This is a genomic window from Thermostichus sp. MS-CIW-38 (assembly GCF_054058415.1).
In genome coordinates this window covers 60,873-85,745 of sequence record NZ_JBSSAH010000001.1, presented here as the reverse complement: position 1 = coordinate 85,745, position 24,873 = coordinate 60,873, and the positions used below count along the sequence as shown (strand labels likewise).

At 59.1% G+C, this 24,873-nt stretch carries 20 protein-coding genes and 1 pseudogene; 7 read left to right on the top strand and 14 right to left on the bottom strand.

The window, feature by feature from the left end:
• Window positions 1-62 precede the first annotated feature (62 nt).
• Complete coding sequence (locus ACVWXZ_RS00405) at window positions 63-980, top strand: methylenetetrahydrofolate reductase (protein WP_414388201.1); 918 nt, start codon at window positions 63-65, stop codon at window positions 978-980.
• Here the strand turns inward: ACVWXZ_RS00405 and dapB are convergent.
• The 6 genes from dapB to rpsL form a co-directional block, all read right to left on the bottom strand.
• Window positions 977-1,837, bottom strand: coding sequence for a 4-hydroxy-tetrahydrodipicolinate reductase (dapB, locus tag ACVWXZ_RS00400; RefSeq protein ID WP_457439290.1), 861 nt, complete (start codon window positions 1,835-1,837; stop codon window positions 977-979). The two genes, ACVWXZ_RS00405 and dapB, sit on opposite strands and share 4 nt — an antisense overlap.
• Before the next feature lie 121 nt (window positions 1,838-1,958).
• Window positions 1,959-2,276, bottom strand: a complete 318-nt coding sequence (gene rpsJ / locus ACVWXZ_RS00395; protein WP_414328725.1) for a 30S ribosomal protein S10 — start codon at window positions 2,274-2,276, stop codon at window positions 1,959-1,961.
• A gap of 124 nt (window positions 2,277-2,400) precedes the next feature.
• Window positions 2,401-3,630, bottom strand: a complete 1,230-nt coding sequence (gene tuf, locus ACVWXZ_RS00390; protein WP_457439253.1) for an elongation factor Tu — start codon at window positions 3,628-3,630, stop codon at window positions 2,401-2,403.
• A 31-nt stretch (window positions 3,631-3,661) separates the two neighbouring features.
• Window positions 3,662-5,785 carry an elongation factor G gene (gene fusA / locus ACVWXZ_RS00385; RefSeq protein WP_011432555.1) on the bottom strand — a complete coding sequence of 708 codons (2,124 nt, stop codon included), beginning with the start codon at window positions 5,783-5,785 and terminating at the stop codon, window positions 3,662-3,664.
• 153 nt (window positions 5,786-5,938) lie between these two features.
• Complete coding sequence (rpsG, locus tag ACVWXZ_RS00380; protein WP_011432554.1) at window positions 5,939-6,409, bottom strand: 30S ribosomal protein S7; 471 nt, start codon at window positions 6,407-6,409, stop codon at window positions 5,939-5,941.
• Between the two features lie 83 nt (window positions 6,410-6,492).
• Window positions 6,493-6,900 (bottom strand): 30S ribosomal protein S12, encoded by a 408-nt coding sequence (gene rpsL / locus ACVWXZ_RS00375; RefSeq protein WP_011432553.1) that lies wholly within the window; start codon window positions 6,898-6,900, stop codon window positions 6,493-6,495.
• Window positions 6,901-7,109: 209 nt separating this feature from the next.
• Between rpsL and ACVWXZ_RS00370 the strand changes: the two genes are divergently transcribed.
• Window positions 7,110-7,814: a ComF family protein gene (locus ACVWXZ_RS00370; RefSeq protein ID WP_457402139.1), complete on the top strand. Its 705-nt coding sequence runs from the start codon at window positions 7,110-7,112 to the stop codon at window positions 7,812-7,814.
• Here the strand turns inward: ACVWXZ_RS00370 and ACVWXZ_RS00365 are convergent.
• The 3 genes from ACVWXZ_RS00365 to ACVWXZ_RS00355 form a co-directional block, all read right to left on the bottom strand.
• A complete protein-coding gene (locus ACVWXZ_RS00365) occupies window positions 7,792-8,817 on the bottom strand; it encodes an HD-GYP domain-containing protein (protein WP_457402137.1) in 1,026 nt (341 codons plus the stop codon). The genes ACVWXZ_RS00370 and ACVWXZ_RS00365 overlap by 23 nt on opposite strands.
• 194 nt (window positions 8,818-9,011) lie before the next feature.
• Complete coding sequence (locus ACVWXZ_RS00360) at window positions 9,012-9,950, bottom strand: prohibitin family protein (RefSeq protein ID WP_457402135.1); 939 nt, start codon at window positions 9,948-9,950, stop codon at window positions 9,012-9,014.
• A gap of 80 nt (window positions 9,951-10,030) precedes the next feature.
• Window positions 10,031-10,834 (bottom strand): prohibitin family protein, encoded by an 804-nt coding sequence (locus ACVWXZ_RS00355; protein WP_414413669.1) that lies wholly within the window; start codon window positions 10,832-10,834, stop codon window positions 10,031-10,033.
• A 248-nt stretch (window positions 10,835-11,082) separates the two neighbouring features.
• Between ACVWXZ_RS00355 and ACVWXZ_RS00350 the strand changes: the two genes are divergently transcribed.
• The gene (locus tag ACVWXZ_RS00350) at window positions 11,083-11,358 is read left to right on the top strand and encodes a hypothetical protein (protein WP_414330279.1); all 276 of its coding nucleotides are present in this window, start codon (window positions 11,083-11,085) and stop codon (window positions 11,356-11,358) included.
• Between the two features lie 19 nt (window positions 11,359-11,377).
• On the opposite strand, the gene ACVWXZ_RS00345 is transcribed toward ACVWXZ_RS00350, so the two are convergent.
• Both ACVWXZ_RS00345 and ACVWXZ_RS00340 read right to left on the bottom strand, forming a co-directional pair.
• Entirely contained in the window at window positions 11,378-12,010 is a 633-nt protein-coding gene (locus tag ACVWXZ_RS00345) for a 4Fe-4S single cluster domain-containing protein (RefSeq protein ID WP_414330282.1), read from the bottom strand.
• Window positions 12,011-12,180: 170 nt separating this feature from the next.
• Window positions 12,181-14,457: a ComEC/Rec2 family competence protein gene (locus ACVWXZ_RS00340; RefSeq protein ID WP_457402133.1), complete on the bottom strand. Its 2,277-nt coding sequence runs from the start codon at window positions 14,455-14,457 to the stop codon at window positions 12,181-12,183.
• A 257-nt stretch (window positions 14,458-14,714) separates the two neighbouring features.
• Here ACVWXZ_RS00340 and cphA point away from each other — a divergent pair, with 257 nt between their 5' ends.
• The 3 genes from cphA to ACVWXZ_RS00325 all read left to right on the top strand — a co-directional run bounded on the left by cphA (window position 14,715) and on the right by ACVWXZ_RS00325 (window position 18,911).
• Complete coding sequence (gene cphA, locus ACVWXZ_RS00335) at window positions 14,715-17,411, top strand: cyanophycin synthetase (RefSeq protein ID WP_011432546.1); 2,697 nt, start codon at window positions 14,715-14,717, stop codon at window positions 17,409-17,411.
• A 322-nt stretch (window positions 17,412-17,733) separates the two neighbouring features.
• Complete coding sequence (locus tag ACVWXZ_RS00330) at window positions 17,734-17,934, top strand: hypothetical protein (RefSeq protein WP_414330572.1); 201 nt, start codon at window positions 17,734-17,736, stop codon at window positions 17,932-17,934.
• 122 nt (window positions 17,935-18,056) lie between these two features.
• Complete coding sequence (locus ACVWXZ_RS00325; protein ID WP_457402129.1) at window positions 18,057-18,911, top strand: prepilin peptidase; 855 nt, start codon at window positions 18,057-18,059, stop codon at window positions 18,909-18,911.
• Between the two features lie 269 nt (window positions 18,912-19,180).
• Here ACVWXZ_RS00325 and ACVWXZ_RS00320 read toward each other — a convergent pair whose 3' ends face one another.
• From ACVWXZ_RS00320 to ACVWXZ_RS00310, 3 genes and pseudogenes are all read right to left on the bottom strand, one after another.
• Window positions 19,181-19,579 carry a DUF6883 domain-containing protein gene (locus ACVWXZ_RS00320; RefSeq protein WP_414388491.1) on the bottom strand — a complete coding sequence of 133 codons (399 nt, stop codon included), beginning with the start codon at window positions 19,577-19,579 and terminating at the stop codon, window positions 19,181-19,183.
• Window positions 19,580-19,657: 78 nt separating this feature from the next.
• Window positions 19,658-23,644, bottom strand: coding sequence for a magnesium chelatase subunit H (locus ACVWXZ_RS00315; protein WP_457402127.1), 3,987 nt, complete (start codon window positions 23,642-23,644; stop codon window positions 19,658-19,660).
• 265 nt (window positions 23,645-23,909) lie between these two features.
• Window positions 23,910-24,077 (bottom strand): annotated as a pseudogene (locus tag ACVWXZ_RS00310) (tyrosine-type recombinase/integrase); the annotation flags it as partial.
• Between the two features lie 468 nt (window positions 24,078-24,545).
• On the opposite strand from ACVWXZ_RS00310, the gene ACVWXZ_RS00305 reads away from it, so the two are divergent.
• The gene (locus ACVWXZ_RS00305; RefSeq protein WP_457402126.1) at window positions 24,546-24,866 is read left to right on the top strand and encodes a hypothetical protein; all 321 of its coding nucleotides are present in this window, start codon (window positions 24,546-24,548) and stop codon (window positions 24,864-24,866) included.
• Window positions 24,867-24,873 lie beyond the last annotated feature (7 nt).

Genomic DNA, 24,873 nt, shown 5'->3' with positions numbered 1-24,873 from the left:
CTGGAAAAACCTCCCGGAAAAGTCGATAATAAGCCAGCCGTTTTACCTTTCCTTCAGGAATTGTGGCCCTGATCCCCTCATCACCTCCCCTGTCCCGCTTCGCCCAGGCCATCCAGCGGGGGGAATTTCTGCTCACCGCTGAGATCACCCCCCCCAAGGGATCCGACACCAGCACCCTGCTGTCTTTGGCCCAGCAGCTCAAGGGGCGGGTGCATGCCATCAACATCACGGACTCCAACCGAGCCATGGCCCGCATGAGCCCGTTGGCGGCCTCGGTGCTGTTGCATCAGGCGGGTGTTGAACCGATCCTGCAGTTGGCCTGTCGGGATCGCAACCGCCTGGCCCTCCAGGGGGATCTGTTGGGGGCCTCAGCTCTCGGCCTGCGCAATGTGTTGGCCCTCACCGGGGATCCCATCCACATCGGCGATTGCCCCGATGCCCGCCCCGTATTCGATCTGGAGTCGGTGCGCTTGCTGCAGCTTATCCAACGGCTGAACAACGGCCTCGATTGCAATGGCAAACCTCTCCCGGATGGGGGCACGCATCTGTTGCCGGGGGCAGCAGTAGAACCCCAATCGGGCAGCTTTTCCGGCCTGGAGCGGCGCTTCCACCGCAAGCTGGAAAACGGGGCCCAATTTTTCCAAAGCCAGATGGTTACCGACTTCGAGCAGCTGGAGCGCTTCATGGATAAGTTGGGCCGTCCCGCCGGCAAGCCCATCCTGGCTGGCATCTTTTTGCTCAAGTCGGCCAAAAATGCCGAGTTTATCAACCGCAACCTGCCAGGAGTGAAGATCCCAGACGGGATTATCCAGCGGCTGGCCAACGCCGCCCACCCCCTCGAAGAAGGGATCCGCATTGCCGCCGAACAGGTGCGTCAGGCCCGCCAGATCTGCCATGGGGTGCATCTGATGGCCGTCAAAGCCGAGCACCTCATCCCCCGCATTCTGGATGAGGCCGGGATCCCTCCCCTGACCGGCTAGCTCAACACTTGCTCCAGCCCGTAGACCAAACCTTTGAGCTGCAGCACCTTGCGGATCCCCAGGATCACCCCCGGCATAAAAGCTATCCGATCGGTGGTGTCGTGTCTCAAGGTGAGGGTTTGCCCCATCCCACCAAAAATGACCTCCTGGTGGGCAATCAACCCCGGCAGACGAACGCTGTGAATGGGAATGTTGGGGCCAGAGAGCCCTCCCCGCGCACCGGGGATCAGCTCTTTTTCTTCCACTGAGGACTCCGTCCCGCTGTCGCGAACGGGCGGGTTAAAGGTTTTGCCCAATTGTCCCAGCCGTTGGGCCGTCTGCAGAGCCGTGCCGCTGGGGGCATCCGCTTTGCGGTTGTGGTGCAGCTCGATGATCTCGACATGGTCAAAATACTGGGCCGCCTGCAGCGCCATCTGCTGCAGCAAAATCATGCCGATGGCAAAATTGGGCGCGATTAAACAGCCCACACCCGACTTGTCCGCCAGATCCCGCAGCCGCTCTACCTGCTCCGGCGTCAGGCCCGTCGTCCCCACCACCGGACGCACGCCAAAGGCAATGGCCGAGCGAACATGTTCAAAGGCCGACCGAGGATGGGTAAAATCCACCATCACGCCGCGGTTGCTCCGCTGCGACAACCTCAGCAACTGCCCCGACAAGTCATCGGTAATCTCCACCCCCAGGGATCCCAGGCCCAGCACCTCGCCAATATCCGAGCCCAGTTGAGAGCGGGCCACCGCCCCCACCAACCTCATGTCGGGCGTCTGGGCAACGGCCCGCACCACCTCCCGCCCCATTTTGCCCAGGGCCCCCACCACCAAAACCGGGATGGGGGATTGGGCCGCTCCTGGAGTTGCCAACCCCTGAGAGGGGTCTGCACCACTATCGCGATCGACCGGATCAACCGATGTTGTCACCCGCTGCTGCCCTCATCCAAGCTCTACGAAATGACTGCGAAAGCGGGGGATCCCTGCAGATCCATCACAGCTTCACCTCGATATCTACCCCTGCCGGCAGATCCAGCTTCATGAGAGCATCGATGGTTTTGGAAGAGGGGGAATAGATGTCGATAATGCGCCGGTGGGTGCGGGTTTCAAAATGTTCCCGCGAGTCCTTGTCGGTGTGGGGGGAGCGCAGCACACAGTAGATGCGGCGCCGAGTAGGCAAAGGAATCGGGCCAACCGGCACGGCGTCGGTACGACGAGCCGTATCCACGATTTTGTCGCAGGAAGTATCCAGCAGCCGATGATCGTAAGCCTTCAGGCGGATACGAATTTTCTGTTGAGTTAAGGTAGGCATGGCCGGAGAGCAATCCAGAAAAAGGGGGACTCAAAAAAGCTGGCAGGGAAAGTGCTCCGCGCCACTATCGCAACTGAGTTGGTCTGGGGCCGCCAGCACTCAATCCCTGCCGAGAAAAAGCAGCTTACTTCAGGATCTTGGAGACAACACCCGCTCCGACGGTACGGCCACCCTCGCGGATAGCAAAGCGCATCCCCTGCTCAATGGCGATGGGCTGGATCAGCTCCACCGTCATCCTGACGCGGTCACCAGGCATCACCATCTCTGGCTGGGATCCGTCATCAGCCGTAAAGGAAGAGATGGTGCCGGTTACATCGGTGGTGCGCACGTAGAATTGGGGACGATAGCCAGCGAAGAACGGCGTGTGGCGACCTCCTTCTTCTTTCTTGAGGACATACACCTCAGACTCGAAGCTGGTGTGAGGAGTAATGGTCTTGGGCTTGGCCAGCACCATGCCGCGCTCCACTTCGTTCTTCTGAATGCCCCGCAACAGCACACCAACGTTGTCGCCGGCAATCCCTTCGTCGAGGGTTTTCTGGAACATCTCCAGGCCGGTAACAGTGGTAGAGCGAGTTTCTCGCAGGCCCACCAGTTCCACCGTTTCGCCCACCTTGATGCGACCCCGCTCGATCCGGCCCGTGGCCACCGTGCCCCGACCAGTAATCGAGAAGACATCCTCCACAGCCATCAGGAAGGGCTTGTCCACATCCCGATCAGGCGTGGGAATGTAGGAGTCCACCGCATCCATCAGCTCATAAATTTTGTCCACCCAAGGATCTTCGCCCCGCTGGGTTTTGGGGTTGGCGGTCATTCTTTCTAGGGCTTTCAGCGCCGATCCTCTGATGATGGGAACGTCGTCGCCGGGGAAGTCGTATTTGGAGAGAAGCTCCCGCACTTCCAGCTCCACCAACTCCAGCAGCTCTGGATCGTCCACCATGTCTGCCTTGTTCAGAAAGACCACCAAGCTGGGCACCCCTACCTGACGGGCCAACAGGATGTGCTCCCGTGTTTGGGGCATGGGACCATCAGCTGCAGACACCACCAAGATGGCCCCATCCATCTGAGCCGCGCCTGTGATCATGTTCTTCACGTAGTCGGCGTGGCCGGGACAATCCACGTGGGCGTAGTGACGGTTGGCAGTCTGATACTCGACGTGGGCGGTGTTGATGGTAATGCCGCGAGCTTTTTCCTCTGGCGCTGCGTCGATTTCATCGTACCGCTTGGCTGTGGCCTGGCCCAAAGCGGCCAAGGTGGTGGTGATGGCAGCCGTCAGGGTGGTCTTGCCGTGGTCAACATGGCCGATGGTGCCAACGTTGACATGGGGTTTGGTGCGTTCAAACTTAGCGCGTGCCATGAATCGTCACTTCCTTTTTGGTTTCAGTCAGCTACTCATTTCCTTTGTTTTTGGCAATGATGGCTTCGGCGATACTGCGAGGAACTTCCTCGTAGTGGCTGAACTCCATCGTGAAGGTGCCTCGACCCTGGGTCTTGGAGCGAATGTCGGTGGCATAGCCAAACATCTCCGCCAAGGGAACTTTGGCATTGACTTTGGTAATGCCGCCTTCTGTATTCATCCCCTCCATCTGGCCGCGGCGGGCGTTGATGTCCCCGATGACATCCCCCACAAAGGCTTCAGGGACTTCCACCTCGACCTTCATCATCGGCTCCAGCAGGGTAGGGCTTGCCCTGCGAGCGGCCTCCTTCAGAGCCATCGAACCGGCGATCTTGAAGGCCATTTCGCTGGAGTCCACCTCGTGGTAGGAGCCATCCACCAGGGTGGCGCGGATGTCAATCAGGGGATAGCCCGCCAGCACACCGGATTCGCAGGCTTCTCGGATCCCTTGCTCAGCCGGCCCAATGTATTCCTTGGGCACAACGCCACCCACAATTTTGGAAACGAACTCAAACCCTGTACCCGGCTCCGCCGGCTCTAGGTCGATCACCACATGGCCGTACTGGCCACGGCCACCGCTCTGGCGAACAAACTTGCCTTCCACGCGGCTGACCGGCTTGCGAATGGTTTCGCGGTAGGCCACCTGTGGGTTACCAACATTGGCTTCTACGTTGAACTCCCGCAGCATCCGATCCACCAAGATCTCCAGGTGCAGCTCGCCCATCCCAGAGATGATGGTTTGATTGGTCTCGGGATCCACAGACACGCGGAAGGTGGGATCCTCCTTGGCCAGGGCCTGCAGGGCCTTGGAGAGCTTATCGATATCGGCTTTGGTTTTGGGTTCTACAGCCACTGAGATCACCGGCTCTGGGATGAACAGTGACTCCAGGATCACCGGCGCATTTTCGTCGCAGAGGGTGTCCCCAGTAGTGGTGTCCTTGAGGCCCACCACAGCTCCCAGATCTCCTGCCCGCAGCTCATCCACGTCCAAGCGTTCATCGGCCTTCAGCACCACCAACCGCGAAATTCGCTCCTTCTTGTTCTTGGTGGAGTTGAGCACATAAGTACCTTTGGTCAACACCCCCGAGTAGACGCGAATAAAGGTGAGATCCCCGTACTTATCACTCATCAACTTGAAGGCCAGGGCGGAGAAGGGCTCATCGTCGCTGGCACGGCGGGACACTTCTGAGCCATCTGGCAGCACCCCCTTGATGGCCGGAATATCCACAGGCGAGGGCAGGTAATCCACCACTGCATCCAGCAGCATCTGGACTCCCTTGTTCTTGAAGGCAGAGCCACACAGCATGGGCACAATTTGGCCGCTGATCGTGCCTTTGCGCAGACCCGCCATCAAGTCGGCTTCGCTCAGATCTTCTTCGGCGAAGTACTTTTCCATCAGAGCTTCGTCCGTCTCGGCCACTGCTTCCACCAGCTTGGCCCGATACTCTGCCACGAGATCTTTCATCTCCTCAGGGATGGGGGCCGGACGAATGTCTTTGCCGATCTCATCCATATAAATGCGGGCTTGCATCCGCACCAAGTCAACAATGCCGCAAAACCCGTCTTCGGCACCGATGGGCAGTTGGATGGGCACAGCATTGGCCTTGAGGCGCTCCCGGATCTGGTTGTAAACCTTGAGGAAATTGGCCCCCATGCGATCCATTTTGTTGACGAAGGCAATGCGGGGCACATTGTAACGATTGGCTTGCCGCCAGACGGTCTCAGACTGAGGCTGCACGCCGCCCACCGAGTCAAAGACGGCGATCACCCCATCCAGCACCCGCATGGAGCGCTCAACTTCAATGGTGAAATCGACGTGCCCAGGAGTATCGATGATGTTGATGGTGTACTCCGGTGCGCCGGAGAGGGGCTGGGAAGGATTTGCGGGATCCCGCTTAGTCCAACGGGTGGTGATGGCCGCAGCGGTGATGGTGATGCCCCGCTCCCGCTCCTGGGCCATCCAATCGGTGACCGCAGTTCCGTCGTGAACTTCGCCAATTTTGTGCACCAGACCGGAGTAGAAGAGAATCCGCTCTGTGGTCGTGGTCTTGCCAGCATCGATGTGAGCCGCGATGCCGATGTTTCGGACTCGTTCTAGGGGAACTGTGCGTGCCACGTCAACCTCCCAATCCTCGTCGCCCTGCGACTTGGGCAAACTAAAAAATCCTTTACAATTCTAATCTTTTTTGCCGATTTTTCTCCACCTCGCTGGAACTCGGGCTGGGCAGAACAGGGATCCCAAAAGTCTCCACTGCTCCGCCAGGCTAGTTCAGTAGCGGTAGTGGGCAAAGGCCTTGTTGGCCTCGGCCATGCGATGCACCTCTTCCCGCCGTCGAATGGCGCTGCCGGTTTCGTTGGCTGCATCGATCAGCTCATTGGCCAACTTGGCGGCCATGGTGCGACCTGGACGAGTGCGCGAAAAGGTCACCAACCAGCGCAGCGCTAGGGAAGTGCCCCGTTCTCCTCTCACCTCCACAGGCACCTGATAAGTGGCTCCGCCCACCCGGCGGGCTTTCACCTCCACCAGTGGGGTGGCGTTGCGAACAGCATTTTCCAGCAAGGGCAGTGGGTCTTGGCCGGTGCGCTCCCGCACAATGTCCAGAGCTTCATAGAGGATCCTGGCAGCCAGGGATGCCTTACCCCTCATCATCAACTTGCGGATCAGCATGGTAACCAGACGGCTCCCATACTTGGGATCCGGGGGCACATCACGACGAGGGGCACGGTTGCGGCGAGACATAGGAGCTGGGTTGCTTGTTCAGATGAGGATGGCAGAAAGAAAGATGACGAGTGGGATATGGAGGGTTGAGGGTGAGGGCAAAGCTATTTTTTCTTGCCAGCGGCGGCTGGAGCTTGGCCCGGCTTGGGCCGTTTCGCCCCGTATTTGGAGCGGCCTTGTTTGCGGTCTTTGACCCCTGCAGCGTCGAGGGTGCCCCGGATAATGTGGTAACGCACGCCGGGCAAATCCTTAACCCGCCCACCGCGAATCATGACCACAGAGTGCTCCTGCAGGTTGTGGCCGATGCCAGGAATGTAGGCAGTGACCTCAAAGCCGGAAGTGAGGCGAACGCGAGCCACTTTTCTCAGGGCCGAGTTGGGCTTTTTGGGCGTTGTCGTGTACACTCGGGTGCAAACCCCCCGCCGCTGTGGACAAGCCTTCAGGGCAGGGGACTTGGTTTTGCGAGCGGCAACGCTGCGCTCCTCACGGATCAGTTGCTGAATGGTGGGCATGGGCTGGCAGAGAAGGTCACGGCTTAAATTTTAAATTATCCGGTTGAATTATCCGGCGATATTGAATCCTAGCAAGGCGGGATCCCAGCGTCAACTTGGGGATGGACTGCTGGGCTGTTAGCCTGGCCGAGTCTGAATTTCGGCCTCGTTCCCCCCTTGCCTCAGCTTTTTAGGAGACTCTGCACACCAGAAAGGATCCCTAGCAGACGATGGGCTGGTTAGATTGGTGGATTGTGCCTCCATGTCCGCTTTGCCGGCGCCCTGCCAAGGCCGTGTTCTGTCAAGACTGTCAAAAGCGGTTGCAGGCGGAGCGCCTTGCCACTTGGCCAGTCACCACCTCGCCTTGGCCACTTTACGCCTGGGGGATCCACCGGGGGGCGCTGCGCAGGGCCATCTATTGCCTGAAGTACGAAGGACAACGGCGCATTGGCTCGGTTTTGGGAGAATGGCTGGGATCCCGCTGGGTGGAAAGCCGACAGCCGTCTTCAGGCTCCCGTAGGGCCTATGGCTTGGACTATACGGTGGTGCCCATCCCGCTTCATGCGGAGCGCCTGCGGCAACGGGGCTACAACCAAGCCGCCTTGATCAGCCAAGCCTTTTGCCAGCGGACAGGTCTGAGACATTGGCCTGAGGCTCTGGTGCGGGTGCGGGCCACAGCGGCTCAACATGAGCTCAACCCGCTGCAACGACAGCACAACTTGGCCGGGGCCTTTGCCCTGAAACAAGTTCCGGCCACACCGGTGTTGCTGGTGGATGACATCTACACCACCGGCTCTACTGTGCAAGCCGCCCAGCAGGTATTGGCCGCTGCCGGGATCCCGGTGGCCGGAGTAGTTGTCGTCGCCCAAACCCCAAAAGCTGCCTGTCCAGCCTGGCCCGGAACCCCAGCCCCTATCCCGCCTCCAGCAGATTAAAGGCCGTAACAAACATAAAGTCACAAAACTCGCGCACCAAGTTCGGATCCCGCCAGCCCTTGCGGGTTTCCTCCCGCAGCACTTCCAGGGCCTGTTCGGCGGTCAGGGCCGGTTTGTAGGGGCGAGGGGAGATCAGAGCGTCGAAGATGTCGATCACCTGAAAGACGCGGGCCAACAGAGGGATCTCTTCGCCTGCCAGCCCATCCGGGTAGCCGCTGCCATCCCAACGCTCGTGGTGGTGGCGGATGATCGGCAGCACATCCTGCATGGTGCGCAAGCCCCGACAGATGTCTTCGCCAATCAACACATGGGATTTCATGATCTCCCATTCTTCCGGGGTATGCTTGCCCTGCTTGCACAAAATCGCATCCGGGATCCCGACTTTGCCGATGTCGTGCAGGTAGCCGCCCCAGCGCAGGGCCTTGATCTGTTGACGAGACAGCCCCAAGTAACGACCAAACTGTTCCCCCATGGCCACCAAGCGTTCGCAATGGTCACCCGTGGTGGGATCCCGACTTTCCACGGCGCGGGCAATGGCAAACAACACCTTGGCGGCGTGATCCAGATCTTCGTTCAAACGCTTTTGGTGGATGGATGAGCGTACCCGCGCCAGCAGCTCCACGTGATCGAAGGGCTTGGTCAAAATGTCGTCGGCCCCCACCTGCATCCCCATCAGGCGATTGGAGCGGTCGGTCAGGGCAGTGATCAGCACAACGGGGATCAGGCGGGTCAGCTCATTGGCCTTCAGTTGCCGGCAGACATCGAACCCGCTCATGTTCGGCATCAGCACATCCAACAGCACCAAGTCTGGCCGAAGCCGCTCCACAGCCTCCAAAGCCTCTTCGCCGTTGGTGGCCTCGCTCACGCGGAAGTGGGCCGACCGCAACAGCTCACCGATGTAGAGGCGGCTGCTGGCCTGATCGTCCACCACCAAAACATGATCCGCCTCCGCCAGCTTCGGGTTTAGACGGGGAAAGGGGGTGTGAGTCAGGCGGGAGTTCATGGCGGCCAAAATCTAGTCTTGCATCGAGTACGAGCTTTCCCCCTCAGCCGGATTCGGCGCAACCCCACAGGGGATCCCAGTCCAAACACTTGGCGGTAGGATGTCAACGAACTCGAATGACATCCCTTCGCCTTCACATCTGGACACACTTTATACTCAGACTTTTAAGTCTGTAATCCGCAACTTTGCTGAACCTACTGCGCTCTTTGTAAGGCTGCCTGATGGGGATCCACATTGAGAAACACGGTGGCATCGCCCTCGACACGGATGATGCGCAAAGGGGGCAGCGAGTCCGTCGGGTTTTGGATGCGCTCTTGCAGCTTCTCGTAGAACAGCAGATCCGCCAGTTGCGCGTTCTGCGCTGCCGCTTGTCCTTTCAGCTCAATGGCCCGCTGGTTGGCCGCCGCCAGGATTAACAGTCGCTCCGTCTCTTTTTCCTGGATCTGCGCCCGTACTGCCGCCGTCTGTGCTGTAATCGAGGCCACCTGTTTGCGTTCAATCGAGTCTCTTAAGGCTTGTGGGAAATCGGGGTTGCCCAGAAACAGGCTCTCCACCTGCACCAGAGGCAGGGTTTGGCCATCGCGGTTGACAGTAGGCATCTCTTGGCGAATCAAGTCCAGCGCTCGTTGTTCGATGGCGGCCCGCTGGCTTTTCCGGTAGAAGTCTTCCGAATCGAAAGAGGCGGAGATATCCCGAATTTTGGAGCGCACCACTGGCACCACCACCGTGGAAAGATAGTTCTCGCCGATGCTGGCGTGCAGCTCATCCAAAGTGGCGAGGTTGGGCTTGAGGGCAATGGCCACATCGATGACAAAGGCTTGTCCATCGGCGGTGTTCACCGTGATGGCGTTGCTGATGGCATTGGCCGAGGCGGGGTTGTTGGTAAACTCCCAAACGCGGGTGAGCACGGTGTAGGTGATCGGCGTCTCGATCCCCGGGATCCGGAAGATGGCCCCTGGCAGTTCCACCCGCCCCTTCTGCAACCCGGAAAAGGTATTGAAAACTACAGTGGCATGTCCGGGCAAAGTGACGTACAGGCAAGCGCGGAGCACTCCCAGGGCCGCCAAGACGGCGATCCCTCCCGCGGTCAGCCAACCGGCTCTGCTGTGGGGTGCTTCTCCTGTTGGATACATGGCGGCTGCTCCCGTTTTAGGGTCGGTGAGAAGAGCTGAGGAAATTGGGGACAGGCTAAAAGGATTGATTTCCTGTTGAGTTATTTGGTGATCAAAGTTTCCAGACGGGATCCCAGTACCGCGGCTTTGACCACCTCTAGGTACTGCGGATTTTGGGTGAGGGCCTGTGCTTTGGCTCTCAATTGACCGGCTTCCGCCTCAGCTTGAGAAATGATGGCGCGGGCATCTTGGCGGGCCTGCTCGATCTCAAATTGCTTTTGCGCCAGTTGATTTTCGGCAATGGTCTTTGCCTCAATTGCCGCTACAAAATCAGGATCGAAATCCACATCCCGCAGCAGAAAATCCAAAACCTCGATGCCGTATTCCTTCAGCAGAAGAGCCACCCGTTCGCGGATTTGGCCCTGGAGCAGCGGGCGCTCCGTGGAATACAGAGCCTGGGCGGAAAAGCCGCTGGTCTCGTTCAGGATGACCGACCGAACAATGGGAGCGATGCGATCCAGGTAGTTCTCCCCCAGTTGTGTGTAGACTTTGGGGGCGTCCACAATGCGAAACTGCAGCGTCGCCTCAGCCGCAATCTGCTGCCCATCCTGAGAAAGGGCCACCAGCCGCGGCGCGTAGGCAGTCGGGTCGTTGTCCTTCCAGGTGAGGGCCTGCGTTTTTACATCGAAGGTAACCGTGCGCGAGACAAAAGGCGGCACCCAATGGAGACCAGGCTGCAAAGCCATCGGGCTCACCCCCCCTCCCCAGGTGAACACCACCATATTTTCTCCGTTGCCCACCAGTCGCAGCGGCCTGCCCATCGCCACTAGGATCAATACGGCTCCGGCAAGGGTGGCCTTGGGCAACCAGCGACCAACTCGCCTTTCCCAACCTTCTGCTCGCATCTCCCCATCTCCTGCGCATGCAGCCATTCTCGCGGCTGTGGGGAAATGAGGCTGAGAAATCGCCGCTATCTTTTAAGTTTTCTCCAGGGATCCCGCGAGAGATCCCGCGCTTGCTCGCCCACTGTTCTCAACGATGTCGAGAACTCTACAAAGTTTACAAAAGATTACTTCATACTTTGCAAAGACCCGTGACAGACAAGCGAAAAGGGAAGAAGATTAAAACATAATAAAGATTTGGGTTGCCGTTCATGCTACCTACTGTCGACTACGAGCGGCGAGACATCCAGGTGCCACCCTCGTGCATTCCCGCTGCCGCCCAGGCCTTGATCCGGCAGGGGGTATCCATCTGCTGGCGGGAAGAGAGCCTGTCTGCCCTAATTCGTCTCGGATCCAAAGGCGCCGCCGACCGGGCCGCCATTTTGCTGGTGGAAATGAGCCTCATGGGCCAACCGGAAGAGCTAAAAAACTGGCTGGAGATGTGCTGGCAACTGCCCGCTTGTCTCAGGGAACCGCTGCAGGTGTAGGATAAAGGATCACTGCAGTTCAAGAGCCTGCCTCGTCGAGGAGAAACTGGCTGCCGTAGCCGGTAACGATGCGGGTTCCATCTTTGAGGATATGAATTTCCACCTGGTCACTGGCCCAATTAAGCTGGTTTTGCAAGGCGGGGTTGAAGACGTGCACCCGCTGGTTGCGGGAAGAGACCAGCGAGTGGGGGGAGTGAATGGCCTGAGATTGGAGATAGGGGCCGTCCACTAAAATATCCAGCTCTTGCAGCAGCTCCTGGGCGCCGGGAGGAGCTTGGGGGGAGTGCAACTGTTCTAGGGTAAAGCCGGTAAAAGACATCACTGTCAGCCCTTTGGCCTTGAGAAGCCGCGCCAAGCTGGCCAGGGCAGGAGCCTGCCAGAAGGGTTCCCCGCCGGAGAAGGTTACCCCTTGATTTTTGGGGTTGCTTAGGATTTGGGCTGCTAGGTCGGTCACGCTCACCAGTTGATGGATGACAAACGGCCAGGAAGCCGGGTTGAAACAGCCTGGGCACTCCCGCAAGCAGCCCTGCACCCACACCACCGCACGGCAGCCCGGCCCATTCACTTCCGACTCGTCCACATACCCCATCAGGTTGAGATAGCCGGGAGGAATCTGGGCCAGAAAGCTCAGCGCCATCTCTGCCTTGGACATGGATCACCCGCTGCAAAACCTCTTGAGGCTATTCTTAGCCTAATTGGCAGCTATGCTCATAAGGCAGTCATGAATCAATAATTAACGCTTGAGAACGATTGAGGCTCGTAGTTGCAAAAACAGGATAACTGGGAGGCTGCTGAGAAAGCTGCCTGGTCTGGAAACCGGCCCTACTCCAATTGCGCCCTCAGGGTTTGCACTCCCCGTCGCGACCAGCTCACCGCTCCAGCTCGATCGGCTACGTAGAGGGGCCGTTGTTTTTGCCGAAACCAGGCAGTCACTGCTTCGCTGACAGGGCCAGAGCTGATGCCCGCCTGCACCTGAAAGCGCTCCAACAGATCCAGAATCAGGGATCCTCCGTCCCACCACAGCCAGTCGATCTGGGCCGGCATCAGTGGGGATCCGGTTAGCTCGGCTTGCACATGGGTGCCGGCAGAGCCCAGCAGCAGCCAATGGGATCCCTCAGCCTCCAGTGTCAACACCAGGGGATTGGTGTAGACAGCTTGCAGCCGCAGCCGCTCCGAGAAAGGCATCCGATCGCCTGGCTGCAGCACCTGATAGGGGATCCCGGCAGCTTGCACAGCACTGAGGGAGCGCAGGTAACTTTCGGAAGCCGCATTAGCCCCTCCCCCATCCCAGAATTGCCCAATCGCGTTGGCGGGACGTACTCCTTTGGAGAAAGCCGACAGCAGGATCTCCCAGCCGCCATTGGCAGAGCCGGCGGAGGTCATGGCCACCGCTCCATCCAGACGGCGCAGGCCCCGCTGCCGCAAAAAGGGCACTACTGTGCGTTCTGCCAGGCGGGGATCCCCGCTGTTGAGCAAGAGGTGGCGTCCTTCCGCTTGAATGGCCAGGATGGGGATTCGCCCACTGGCCAGGGCGGTGATCTGAACGGCTGGCCCCGGCCACAACCCCGGCCCCAACAGGATCCCGACCAGGATCAAGGCAGTGCCCTGCCAGCGGAAAGCCCGTTGCCACCGTGGCCAAAAGGTCACGGCCACCAGCGCGCCGTAGAGGAGCAAGCACTGGAGCAGGGAGACCCGGCCGGTGTAGTAGGAACTCAGAGGCCAGCTGGCCATCCAGTTCACCCAGTTGATTAAAGGCGTGATCAAAAACGTCAAGGGCCGGGCCAGCAGGGATCCCAGCCCCGGCCAGAGCAAAGCCCCAAACGCCACCCCGAACCCCGCCACCAGCAGCGGCACTAGCAGAATCAGCAGCAGCGGGTTGGCCAGCAGCGAGTAGGTGGGGATGCGGCCAAAGATGGCCACTTGCAGCGGCAAGGTCCAGATCTGGGCTGCCAGCGGAACGGCCAAGGCGGTGGCCACAGCCGGAGGCAAAAAGTCCAGCCGGGAAACAATTGGGGCTGTTCCGACCAGCAGGCCCAGGGTGGCGGCGAAGCTGAGCTGGAACCCCAAATCCGTAATCCACATGGGCTGATAGATTAGCAACACCACCGCCACCACCAGCAACGTGCCCAGCGGATTGAGCCTAACTTTTCCCTGCAGGCGCGGCTCCGTCAGCACCACCATGGCTGCTGCCCCCATCAGTGCTGCCCGCAACACCGAAGGGCTGAACCCCGTCAGGGCGATATAAAGCCCCAGCACCGCCAGGATGCTCCCCTGCTGCAGGCGCACCGCCAGCCGGCGCGTCAGGACAAACACCACCCCCACCAACAGCGACACATGGAACCCAGAGGCGGCCAGCGCATGGGCCATGCCGATTTCCCGGAAGGCATCCTGCAAGTCGAAATCCAATTGGGCGGCCCGGGATCCCAGCACCAAGGAAGACAACAGATTCCCCTGCCGCTCCCCCAATCCAGCAACGAACGCCTCTCGCACCCGCCGCCGCAACACCCAGCCCCCCCAACCTCTTCCCCCCGGCTGCAGGATCACCTCACGGGCGCTGAAGCCGGCAAAAGCCCCCTGGCGCTGCAGGTAGGCTTGAAAATCAAAGCTGCCCGGGTTCAAGGCCGGACTGGGAAGGTACAGGGATCCCGTCAGGCGCACCCGTTGGTTGGGGTGGAGATCCTTGTCCTGGAGGGCCTCAGGGCCGGTGGTGACGTAGAGCTTGCCGCTGACCTGGCGGGCCGTGGAGTCGGCGTTGAGCACCTGCTCTGCTCTCAGCCAAAATTGCCGCCGTTCGCTGCGGGTGGGACGAGGTTCCGAGAGGACGGTGCCCACCAAGTTCATCTGCTGCTGGGGGGCCAACAGACTGATATCCGTCGGGCCGGGAAAAGGCTGCCGCCAACCCAGGTAACCCCAAGCCAGACACCCCACCAGCCCCATCGCCAGCCAAGTGCGGGCCAGACGCGGTTGCCGCCGGCACAGCAGGGATCCCGCCAGCCCCAATCCCAGCAGGATCCCCCAGCCCCACCCGGCAGCCTGGGGCCAAGCCCGCACCAGCAGGCCCAAGATCCAGCCCAACCCCAGCAGATAGGTTCTTTCCATGTGCCGCAGACCCGTCTGCCCCCCACTGTACCGATGTGGTCAAGCGGGATCCATTGCGTTGTCTTAACCTTGCTCGCCCGCCGAAAGAATTGTATTAAAGGATACTCTTTCTCGACCTTGGCAAAGGGAGTGTAGATTAGGGCTGGTCGCGCCAGCGGGATGTAGTCCTTGGCAGTTTCCTGCGCCGGCATCCTGAAAACGACCCTAAAACGACCCTAAGTTATCTGTCCCCTTCCCCGCTGTTTCCCCTAGACCCTATGCGCATCCGATCCATCCGCGTTCTCAGTGGCCCCAACTACTGGAGCATCCGTCGTCATAAGCTGATTCAAATGCGGCTTGATCTGGAAGACTTGCAGGAGCGACCCACCAACACCATCCCGGGTTTCAAAGAAAGGTTGGAGGCCCTGTTGCCGGGACTGTGGGAACACCAGTGCTCCCGCGGCTGCTATGGGGGATTCTTGCAACGGGTGGAAGAGGGCACCCTCATGGGCCATGTGGTGGAGCATGTGGCCTTGGAACTGCAGACTCTGGCCGGCATGAAAGTGGATTTTGGCCGCACCCGCGAAACCTCCACCCCCGGCACCTACAACGTCGTGTTCGAGTATCAAGAGGCAGAGGCCGGGCGCTTTGCGGCCAAAGCTGCAGTCTACCTCTGTCAGGCTTTGGTGGATGGAGAAGACTACCGCCGCGACCTAGAACTGGACATTCAAGAGTTGCGAGAGATCCGAGAGAACGTCCGCTTCGGCCCCAGCACCCAAGCTTTGCTGGACGAGGCCGCCCTGCGCGGGATCCCCTATCTGCGCCTCAACAAGGGATCCCTGGTGCAACTGGGGTACGGCGTCTACCAAAAGCGCATCGAAGCCACTACCACTGAAAAAACCAGCATCATTGCTGCCGACCTGGCCGCCGACAAGCGGGCCACCAAAGAACTGCTGCAGGACATGGGGATCCCGGTGCCCAAGGGCTATACGGTGCGTCGCCGCAGCGAGTTGGCAGCCACCATCGAGGATGTCGGGGGCTTTCCGGTGGTGATCAAGCCCCTTAACGCCAACCACGGCAAGGGCATCACCGTCAACATCACCAGCCTGGAAGCCGCCGAGATCGCCTACGATGCCGCCAGCCAATACTCCGATGTGGTGTTGGTGGAAAAGCACCTGGTGGGGGATGACTACCGACTGCTGGTGATCAACAACAAGCTGGTGGCTGTGGCCAAGCGGATCCCAGCCTATGTGGTGGGAGATGGCCGCTCCACCATTCAAGAGCTGATCGACGAAGTCAACAGGGATCCGCGGCGGGGGTTTGGCCACGAAAACGTGCTGACCCAAATTAGCGTTGATGACATGACCCTGCGTATCCTCGAAAGCAAAGGCTACACCCTGGATACGGTGCTGCCCAAAGGAGAACATTGCACCCTCAAATCCACCGCCAACCTGAGCACCGGAGGCATCGCCGTCGATTGCACCGATATCATCCATCCCTACAACGCCTTCATTGCCGAACGGGCAGCTCAGATCATCGGCCTGGATGTGGCGGGCATCGACCTCATCTGCCCGGACATTGCCCAGCCCGTCAACGAAACCGGGGGCGGCATTGTCGAGGTGAACGCTTCTCCGGGTTTGCGCATGCACCTGGCCCCCAGCGAAGGGATCCCGCGCAATGTGGCTGAGCCCATCATCGACATGCTCTTTCCCCCCGGCAGCCACACCCGCATCCCCATCCTGGCCGTCACCGGCACCAACGGCAAAACCACCACCACCCGCCTGATCGCCCACATCCTCAAAGGCATCGGCAAGCGGGTCGGCTTCACCACCACCGACGGCGTTTACATCCAAAACCATCAAATTGCCAAGGGAGACATGACCGGCCCCCACAGCGCCCGCCTGGTGCTCAGGGATCCCACTGTAGAAGTGGCGGTGCTGGAAACGGCGCGAGGCGGCATTTTGCGAGAGGGGCTGGGGTTTCCGGAATGCGATATTGGCGTGGTGCTCAACGTAACCTCAGATCACCTGGGGTTGGGGGATATCGAAACCCTAGAAGACATGGCCCGCGTCAAATCCGTCTTGGTGGAAGCGGTACACGAGCGGGGCTACGCTGTCTTGAATGCCGATGATGGTCTGGTGGCCGCCATGGCCGCCAATGTCAAGGCGACAGTGGCCTATTTCAGCATGAACCCGGAAAATCCCCTCATTCAAAAGCACATTGCTTCCGGGGGCATAGCAGCTGTCTATGAAGAGGGCCACATCTCAATTTTGAAACGGGGCTGGAAACTGCGCATAGAAGATGTAACCAAAATTCCCCTCACCCTCTCTGGCAAGGCCAGCTTCATGATCCAAAATGTGCTGGCCGCTACTTTGGCAGCCTTCCTGCACGGGGTTTCCATCGACGACATCCGCATGGCGCTGGGCACCTTCACCAGTTCTGTAGCCCAGACCCCCGGTCGCCTCAACTTGTTTGATGTAGGGGGCTACCAGGTGTTGGTGGACTATGCCCACAACCCAGCAGGTTACGAAGCCATTCAAAGTACCCTGGAGCGCTGGGATTGCCAACGAAAAATTGGGGTTATCGGCGGGCCTGGGGATCGGCGCAACAGCGACCTACGAGAGTTGGGAGTCCTGGCAGCGCGCATGTTCGACCGGGCCATCGTCAAAGAAGATGATGACCGGCGAGGACGGGAACCAGGCGAGGTGGCCGCCCTAATCCGGCAGGGTTGGGAACAGGAAAAGGCAGGGGATCGTCTGCAGGAAATCTTGGATGAGGCAACTGCTATCGAAACCGCTCTGGAGAAAGCCGAACCCGGAGACCTGGTGGTGATCTTTCCGGCGGATGTACAGCGCACCATCCAGATCATCACCCGCTTTCAAGACAAGCTCAATCCCAAACCCAGTTACCGTGGCTCCTCCTACAGCATCGGCCCAGATTTGATCTCCCCCAGCCCTGACGTCAAACTGTCTTAGGCTGGCTGCCGACAACTCCAGAGTGCTCTATGGCCTCCATTCCTGGACAGACATCGAGAATTGAGTGGGCGGAGGTGACCCATAAGTCCTCGGCGGCGATATCCTAAGTTTAGGCTGGCGGGGGCGGGTGACTTGTCTTTTGGGAAGCAGCAGGTGTTCGGCTCAGGGGATCCTCGGCTTTTCAGAAGCCTTAACCGTTCTAAAAAAGTCTGAGGGATGGCAGACAGAACTTTGGGGATCCCAAAAGGTCTAAAGACTCCGTCCCGCCGACGCGATGGGAATGTCGTTAGGGTAGTTGTGAATTTGGCAAGGAAAACAGCTCATGGACAGCGCTCTGCTTCAAGCGGCTCGCCAGATTTATCAATTTCATCTGCAGCATCGACCGGAAGTGCTGGAGCAACCTCCGCGGGGGGTAGTTATTCACCGCCGTACCCTGCGAGGGGATCTGATCTTTTCCGAGTTCCCCATCCTGCTGCCCCAGGAAACTTTTATTCCGCTGCAGCAATTGGAGCCGCTGCGGTGAGGCACAAGGAGCTACGCTGACAGAGCAGATCCTTCCTTTTTCTGCCTTTAGGGACTCCGTCCTGCCGACGCGATGGGAATGGCTGCCATGCTCGAGATTCTCCCCTACTGCGCAACGCTCGCATGATGTGGCTGAGCAACGCTGATGCGAACGGCACCTGGGAGCTGCGCCTACTGGGCTGGGTGCTGGTACTGGTGCTGGGGGCCTGTGTGGGCAGCTTCTTGAACGTGGTGGTCTATCGCCTGCCGCAGGGTCTTTCTCTGCTCCATCCCGGATCCCATTGTCCAAGCTGCAAGACGCCGCTGGGCCCCACGGAGAACATTCCCATCCTAGGCTGGTTGTTGCTGCGCGGTCGCTGCCGCCATTGCGGGGTGCAGATTAGCTGGCGCTACCCTGCTGTCGAGGCGTTGACGATAGGGCTGTTTGCCCTCAGCATCGGGGTTTTGGGGTTTTCTGCCCAAGGGATCCTCACCTGCGTCTTGTTGAGCTGGCTGCTGGCCCTGGCACTCATCGATCTGGATACCTTTTTGCTGCCGGAGGAGCTGACCCGTTCAGGCCTGGTGGTGGGGCTTTTGGCCCGCCTGGCTCTGCCGTGGCTCCAGGGATCCGGATCCCTGGCCGCTACAGGCCTGTCACTGGTGGAAGGGATTGCAGGAGCTGTGCTGGGCCTCTGGCTGCTGGAGGGCATTGGCCTCTTGGCCCAGTGGGCCTTGCGACGGGAGGCCATGGGTGGGGGAGATGGCAAGCTGTTGGCCCTGATCGGCATGTGGTTGGGGTGGCAGGGGGTGGTGGTGGCCCTTCTTTTGGGTTCCGGGTTTGGCCTGCTGGCTAGCTTGCTGGCCATGATCAAGGGGCGGGCCCGCCTGGGAAAGCCCATCCCTTTCGGCCCCTACTTGGCTATGGGCGGAGGGGTAGCCGCTCTAGCCGGATCCCAACTGGTGGAGGGCTACCTGCGCTGGCTTGACCTGGTGGGGTAGAGGGAACGTCCATTCAACATTGGATACTTCATGTTTCGGGATCTATGACTTCAAACTGATCGGGAAAAAGAATGAGATTAAAATATCGAAAACCTCCTACCAAGCTCAAATCCGGAACCGCTAAATCAACCGCATAGCCTTCAGTGGGATCTGAGTAACATTCCACAATGGATCCCTGAGTTCCAGCAGGAATAGTGGTCTCGCTGAAATACTCCTTGACATCTGCCACAGTTTTGACTCTACTGTATGGCTTGATTCTAGAAGTGGTTTTACTCATCATTGTGTACCTCTAGCCAATTGGTGACCAAACGAGGGATTAAACTTTCCTTATCAACCTGCCACACGGTCACTAAAGTGCCTTTTTTCTGATTGAGGCCCAAAATTTCAATCTTGACTCGATAGCGGCTTCCATAGGGTGTTGGAAACGGATCCCCGGCTAAGGCGCAAGGCAGAGCAGCAGTAACCTGTTGCAGAATGTGAGCAAATCCCACCCTTCTTCCCTCTGGTGTACTGACATCATAGCCAAGCTCTGCAAAGGCAATCCACTTGCCTTGATTTCCAGGATTAGCTGGATTCATAGAGTAATCAACGAACTTGGCAGGATCCACTGCTGCTTCAGAAGCCCTGGGCAAGGATCCGGCCATGGTTGCAGCTTTTGCCGACTTCACGTAAGGTCTAAGGACTCCGTCCCGCTGGCGCGAACAGTAGCCCAGACGTCTCACGCTAACCTGAAACAACCATATTAATTACTCCACCCCTTCGATTCTGTCCTCGATCTCCTGATACAGCTCCTGCAGACGCTCGATATTGGCCTGGGAAGTCTGCCAATAGCCGCGCCCATGCACCTCTAGCAGGGATCCGACAATGCGCCGGAAGGAGTGGGGATTGAGGTTCATCAAGCGCTGCCGCATGGCCTCATCCTTGATGAAGGTCTCGTTGGTTTCTTCGTAGATCCAGTTGTCCACCGCGCCTGCCGTAGCTGACCAGCCGGAGGTGTTGACCAGCCGCTTGGCGATCTCCCGTACCCCTTCGTAGCCGTGCTTGAGCATCCCCTCATACCACTTGGGGTTGAGGAGCTTGGTGCGGGCGTCCAGACGGATGGTTTCGCTCAGGGTGCGGATCTGGGCGTTGGGCGTGGTGGTATCTGCCATGTAGGCCGAGGGGGCCTTGCCGTCGGGGCGCAGGCTTTGCACCAGCTTGGTGGGATCCGAGTCAAAGTAGTGGCTGACATCCGTCAAGCTGATCTCCGAGGAGTCCAGGTTCTGGAAGGTCACATCCACCGTCTTCAAGCTGGCTTCAAAAAGCTGTCGCATCTGCTGGTTGGGCAGATTCGAGCCGAAGGCAAAGGACTTGCGGGATAGGTACATCTCCCGCAGCTCCCTCTCGTCCTCCCAGGAGCTGTTTTCCACCGCCAGGTTGATGTTGGCGGAGTAGGATCCGGAAGCGTTGGAAAAGACCCGCGTTGCCGCCTGCTCCAACGTCAGCCCCAGTTCTTCTGCCTGCTGCAAGGCGTGCTTGCGCACAAAGTTCAGCTCCGGTGGCTCCACCGCTGCGGCCGCCAGCTTCACCGCCCGGTCGATCAGGTCCATCTGGTTAACAAACAGATCCCGGAACACCCCCGAGCAGTTCACCACCACATCAATGCGGGGCCGGCCCAGTTCCTCCAAGGGGATTAACTCCACCTTGTTCACCCGCCCCAGGGCATCGGGTTTGGGTCGCACCCCCAGCAAACACAGCACCTGCGCCAGCGACTCCCCGTAGGTCTTGATGTTGTCGGTGCCCCAGAGCACCACCGAGATGGTTTCCGGGTACCGGCCACCGTTACTGCTCATCTCGCGAGCCAGCAGCCGTTCCACCACCATCTCCGCCGACTGGATGGCGGCTGCCGTGGGGATAGACTGGGGATCCAAAGCGTGGATGTTGCGCCCTGTCGGCAACACATTGGGGTTGCGGATGGGATCCCCTCCTGGCCCCGGCAAAATGTACTCCCCTTCCAAGGCCCGCAGCAGGGATCCCAGCTCATAATCTGCCGTAATTTGCTTGAGGCACTCCTCCAGAAATTCAAACAAGGGCTTCAAAAGATCCGGATCCACCTGGGGGTAGCCCGCTTCTTTTAGGACTGCCAACCAGGGGGCTTGCCGGCCCATGTTGAAAAAGTTGAGCTTGGCCACCCGCGCGACCCGGCCCTGGGCGTCGGTCTGCTCCTGCACCAGCGCCGCCACCGCCTTCTGGCAGGCCTTGTTGATGCGATCCAGCAGCTCCGTATCCGCCAGGTGTCCCCGATCCCGGTTGCGGTAGATCTCGTCGATGTCCCGGCCCAGGCTTTGGGCGAGAATGCGGGGCAGGCCGAGGATCCCTTCTTCGGGGCGGTCAATGCTGGCAATGCTCACCAGGGTGGCAATCGCCTCCTCTGCCGTGGGGGGCGCTCCAATGACGTGCAGACCACAGGGCAACAGCCGCGACTCGATCTCCATCAGCTGGGCGTAGAGCTTGCCCACCACCCTATCCCGCTCTTCCAAGCTCAACTGGGCGGCGTCCCCCTGGGGCAACTCCACATCCTTGTCCAGGTTCACCAGCCGCGCCTTGTCGCAGATGGCGTTGACGATGGCGATGCCCCGCGCCCCCTCCCGCAGGGTTTGGTAGGAGCCGATCATCTCCCGCAGCTCTTGCAGCCCCTTGTAGAGGCCGGCGTTTTCTGCCGGCGGCGTCAGGTAGCTGATGGTACAGGCGTAGCCCCGCCGCTTGGCAATAGTGGCCTCACTGGGGTTGTTGGCGGCGTAGTAGTACAGGTTGGGCAGGGATCCAATTAGATTATCCGGATAGCACTCGCCCGACATGCCGATCTGCTTGCCCGGCATGAACTCCAGGGATCCATGGGTGCCAAAGTGCAACACCGCATCCGCCCCCCAAACTTTCTCCAGGTAGGTGTAGTAGGCGGCAAAGCCGTGGTGGGGGCTGGCTGACCTGGAAAAAAGCAGCCGCATGGGATCCCCTTCATAGCCGAAGGTGGGCTGCACCCCGATGAACACATTGCCAAAGTGCTTGCCGTAGATCAACAGATTTTGCCCATCGGTATTCAGGTGCCCCGGCGCTGGCCCCCAGTATTGCTCGATGGCTTTCACGTAGGGTGTCAGCGCCTCGTACTCCCGCACCGACAGTTTGGCGGCCACATTCAGCTCCGGGCTGGCGTACTGGGCCTGGGGATCGTGCAGGATGGACTCCATCAGCTCCTGCGGGGTTTTGGGCAGCAAGGACTCCGTCCCGCTGTCGCGAACGGGGCCGAGGTCATAGCCGTTGTGGGCCAGGGCCTGCATCACCCGGTGAATAGAGGCAAATACATCCAAGTAGGCTGCTGTCCCCACATTGCCTTTGTCCGGTGGGAAGCTGAAGACGGTGATGGCGATCTTCTTCTCCAGCTTGGGCTTACGTCGCAGGTTGGCCCATTTAATGGCCCGCGCCGCGATCAACTCAATCCGATCCTGCATGGCATGGGCTTTGCCGGTGGCCGCATCCCGCCCTGAGAGGATGATGGGATCGATTGCCCCGTCCAGCTCGGGAATGGCAATCTGCAAAGCCACCTGAACCGGGTGTAGGCCCAGGTCGCTGGCAGCCCATTCCTCCGTCGATTGAAACACCAAGGGCAGCGCCACCATGTAGGGGCGATTCAGCCGTTGCAGCGCTTCCACTGCTTTGGGGTGATCCTGCCGCGCCGGCCCTCCCACCAGGGCAAACCCGGTTAGCGACACGACCACATCCACAATGGGCGCTGTCTTCTGCGCGTTCCAGAAAAACTCGTTCACCGGCTTGGAGAAATCTAGACCCCCGGCAAACACCGGCACCACCCGCGCCCCGCGCGACTCCAGCTCTTGCACCATGGCCACGTAGTGGGCATCATCCCCCGTCACCAGGTGGGTGCGCTGCAACACCAACCCCACGCAGGGAGCCAAGGGATCCTTCACGTCCTGCGGCAGATCCTCGCGGGCGTTGTACCAATCCAAATACTCCGCCAGACTGGCAAACATCTGCGGCGCCAAGGGGTGCCAGATGCCCATCTCCAAGTAGGTGACCGGCTCAGCAAACTGCACCTGATCCCGCATCCCCGGCAGGTAGCGATCCGCCAACATCAGCAAAAAGTTCTCCAGGTTCTCGCGGGATCCCCCCAGCCAGTACTGGAAGCTGAGCATGAAGTTGCGGGCATCCTGCGCCTTGTCGAAGGGCAGATACTTCAGCACCTTGGGCAGCGTCTGCAGCAGCTTCAGCATCCCCTCCTGGAAGTTGGATCCCTGCTGGCGCTTGCGCATGAACTGGGCAATGGCGCTCTTGGACTGTCCCAGCTGCGCCATAGAAAAGGCTCCCATCTTGTTCAGGCGCATCACCTCCGGCATGGAGGGAAACACCACCACCGCATCCAGCCGTTCCCGCAGGGGTTCTACCGCCTGCACCACCTTCTGGGCAATGTCCTCGATGAAGATCAAGGATCCAATAAAGACATTGGCCGTTTCCAGATCCCGCCGAAAAGCCTCATAGCCCGCGGGATCCCGCAGCTCCTCCACCAGGTAGCCGGCCAGCTCCACCGCCAGCTTGGAGTTGTGGGCATTGATGCGCTGCGCAGCCGCCGTCAGGGCACTCTGATATTGCGGCTCCAACACCACATACACCACCTTCATCAAGCGGCGATCCCCTACCTCGGCAGGGGTAACGTGGCGGGTGATGGGCTTAACCAGAGTAAACATGCGGTCGCTCTCCGTCGTGCAATGCAAAAATTGGGTAAACCGGGGAAAGGATTCTGTCCTGCTAACGCGAAAGGACTCCGTCCCGCTGACGCGAAAGGACTCCGTCCCGCTGACGCGATAGGCAGGATCCCCTATTGTCTGTTTCCCGTTCTACCAGAGAAACGGATCCCTGCTGGGAGCATGGCGGCAAGGTCGTAATAATTCGCAATGATCGCTGAGGTACTGTAAAGGGGAAGAGGATCCCTTCCCCAGAGAGCGTCCCCTTCTAAGGATCCAATGGACTTCTCACCCCGCGCCCGCCTTTATTCAGCACATGGGTGTAAATCATGGTGGTTTTGACATCTTTGTGGCCCAACAATTCTTGGACGGTGCGGATGTCGTAGCCGTTTTGCAGGAGATGAGTGGCAAAACTATGGCGGAAGGTGTGGCAAGTAAACTACCCGACTCCGTACCGCTTTAGCGGTACAGAGTAGGCTTTTAGTAGCCCTGGGCCTGCTCTGCTCTACCAGAGAACAAGACAAGCCCGGACCTCTAGGCTGGTTTACGGCAGCCCCAATCGACCGTTGCCAGTGCCTTAAATAACCGTTTCTGGTGTCCGCACTATTATCATAACATAGAGCAAATAAAGTTGCACATTCCTCCCGACACTGACTTTATGAGTACAGTGTGCGGATCCTGCGATTTCTAGCTGACTTGCTCCAGGAGCTTTCTGAGTCTAGGTATGGGTGTGTTAATGCTCATTCAGCCAGATAAAAACCCTTTGGAGGTAATTATCGCTCAAAATGTTGACTATACAGACAAATTAGGGCAGCATTACACTAGGCGATGGAAAAGTCTGCTTCTTAGGTGATTATCAGTCATCTAGCTGCAGAAACACATGTTAGGCGACAGGGAGCTTTTAATGACGACCGAGTTGCTCTATCACCAACCAGTGGCACTGATCGCCATCGCGCTGCTTGCATGCATGGTGATCGCTGCGGGCTCGGGGTACAAACTCGGTCGCAGAGGACGCCAAGCACAAAACGAGCTGACGCGAATTCAGATCGGGAGCATTCAAGCGGCAACCCTGGGACTGCTTGCCCTTCTTCTTGGATTCACCTTCGCCATGGCGCTGTCCCGATTCGAGTACCGGAAGCTAGTTCGCAAAACGGCGGCGTTGTTTGCCGAGACGTTATGTGAAAGTGCGGCTCTGCATTCTACAAGTCAACAATTAATAATGTAATAATCTG